This is a genomic window from Sphaerospermopsis kisseleviana CS-549 (assembly GCF_028329225.1).
Lineage (GTDB): Bacteria > Cyanobacteriota > Cyanobacteriia > Cyanobacteriales > Nostocaceae > Sphaerospermopsis > Sphaerospermopsis kisseleviana.
In genome coordinates this window covers 1-2,068 of the sequence record NZ_JAQMTI010000114.1, presented here as the reverse complement: position 1 = coordinate 2,068, position 2,068 = coordinate 1, and the positions used below count along the sequence as shown (strand labels likewise).

Here is a 2,068-nt window from a genome sequence, read left to right as displayed (position 1 = left end):
GTCTTGTCAAGAGAGAAAAAGAAAGATGGGCAATGGAAAACCAAAGGGATGAATGTTTTGCCGATATGTACGTACATCCCCAGGAAACAGACTATAATATTGATACATTATTTGAATTAATAGACGCTTCAGAATTAGACTTTGTAGGTTTTTCTAATCCAGGATTTTGGGATTTAGAAACACTATTGGGTAAAGCACCAGAGTTAATAGAAAGAGCAGGAAATTTAGGCGATGCCTCCGGCGGGCTACGCCAACGCCAACGTTACCGCCTAATAGAATTACTGAATCCAGAAGTAACACATTACGAATTTTTCCTCACTCGTCCCCCATTAACCAAATACGACTGGACAGACGATAACAGCTTATTAGCAGCAACGCCAGAACTCAACCCTTGTATAGATGGGTTTCCCAGCAAATGTATATTTAACTATGATTACCAAATCATCAAATTATCAGATGCGGAATTTGAGTTTATGCAGAAATGTAATGGTGATGCCAAAATAGCCGATATTATCAAACAAACAGAGTTAGATTTAAACGGAGTCAGAAAACTAATAAAACAGCAATTACTTTTATTAACACCTGAATATTAGGTGTAGAGAATACTATGTAGGGTGTGGATAATCAATTCTAAGAAAGCCAAAATTCAGGAAGTTCATCCACATCTTCCACCAAAAAATCTCGATACACCCAGATACGAGAAGCATTATAAAGATCACTAAGAATAGGTTTTGCTACACCATTTTTATCCCAAGGTTGAAGATCAGAATCTAATTCACAGAAACCCACCCATGAAAATCCTTGTTGTTGCAAATCTTCAGCCCGGACAAGAATTGCCGCCAATACCGCCATATCATAAGGTTTTAATGAAGTATCCATTGCACCAATAGACACTTGCCTTTCTACTGGACTTTAGACTAAAAGAGAGCGATCATTTTCCCTGAGTCATTTTGTGTTTTTAGTCTAAAGTTCAGTAACAAGGGAATTGGGAATTGGGAATTGGGAATTGGGAATAAATTCATTCTTCCCAATCACCCATCACCAAAAAAATATCACTCACCCCCTGAAAAAATTTGAGAATGAGCGATATTGCTAATAATCGAAAAAGTGCTAATTCCTAAAAGAAAGCAGCTTGATGACGAATCAAATTCAAAAATTCTTCACGGGTTTTTTGCTCATCTTGGAAAACACCAACCATAGAACTGGTAACAGTCCAAGAACCAGGTTTTTGTACACCACGCATCACCATACACATATGGGTAGCTTCCATCACTACAGCTACACCCTTTGGCTCAAGAATAGTTTGCACTGCTTCGGCAATTTGGCGAGTTAGTCTTTCTTGAACTTGTAAACGACGAGCATACATTTCCACAATTCGCGCCAATTTACTTAAACCGACAACTTTTTGATTCGGGATATAAGCAACGTGCGCTCTACCCATAAATGGCAACATATGATGTTCACAAAGACTGAAGAAATTAATATCTCGCACTAACACCATTTCTTCATGGCCTTCATCAAAAATCGCCCCATTCACCAGTTCTTCTAAGGATTGGTTATAACCACTGGTGAGAAATTTCATAGCTTCAGCTACGCGCTTTGGTGTTTTTAATAATCCTTCTCGTTCTGGATCTTCTCCAACACCGATCAGCATTGTCCGCACGGCTTCCATCATTTGCTCCGTGCTTTCCTCTGAGGGTGGGTGCAAATCTGCCTGTTTACCATTATGGGTATTGCGGTCAGGTCTGCTACTGATCACTTGCGCTAAATCAGGAATCAGAGGAGATTGTGAGCGATTAGAACCGTTAGAACTAGCAATAGTCATGGTATTAGTCTTGGTAATTGATAATTTAGAAAATTGATAATTTAGAAAATTGGTAATTGGTGATTGGTGATTGGTGATTGGTGATTGGTAATTGGTAATTGGTAATTGGTAATTGGTAATTGGTAATTGGTGATTGGTAATTGGTAATTGGTGATTGGGTTATTCATCTTAACCCAGTCACCAGTCCCCAGTCCCCAGTCCCCAGTCCCCAGTCACCAGTCCCCAGTCACCAGTCCCCAGTCC

The 2,068-nt window shown here is 39.5% G+C and carries 3 protein-coding genes and 1 pseudogene; 1 reads left to right on the top strand and 3 read right to left on the bottom strand.

The window, feature by feature from the left end; genetic code table 11:
* A pseudogene (locus PN497_RS10200) lies at positions 1-593 on the top strand (SAM-dependent methyltransferase); the annotation flags it as partial.
* A gap of 37 nt (positions 594-630) precedes the next feature.
* On the opposite strand, the gene PN497_RS10195 reads toward PN497_RS10200, so the two are convergent.
* From PN497_RS10195 to PN497_RS10185, 3 genes are all read right to left on the bottom strand, one after another.
* Complete coding sequence (locus PN497_RS10195) at positions 631-894, bottom strand: hypothetical protein (RefSeq protein ID WP_096567295.1); 264 nt, start codon at positions 892-894, stop codon at positions 631-633.
* Positions 895-1,117: 223 nt separating this feature from the next.
* A complete protein-coding gene (gene folE / locus PN497_RS10190) occupies positions 1,118-1,825 on the bottom strand; it encodes a GTP cyclohydrolase I FolE (protein WP_096572641.1) in 708 nt (235 codons plus the stop codon).
* 41 nt (positions 1,826-1,866) lie between these two features.
* The gene (locus tag PN497_RS10185) at positions 1,867-1,992 is read right to left on the bottom strand and encodes a hypothetical protein (protein ID WP_272110042.1); all 126 of its coding nucleotides are present in this window, start codon (positions 1,990-1,992) and stop codon (positions 1,867-1,869) included.
* Positions 1,993-2,068: the final 76 nt, after the last annotated feature.

Bases quoted from the DNA above. Each gene is read 5' to 3' on its own strand.
- folE (WP_096572641.1), bottom strand. From the start codon at position 1,825: ATGACTATTGCTAGTTCTAACGGTTCTAATCGCTCACAATCTCCTCTG.
- PN497_RS10185 (WP_272110042.1), bottom strand. From the start codon at position 1,992: ATGAATAACCCAATCACCAATTACCAATTACCAATCACCAATTACCAA.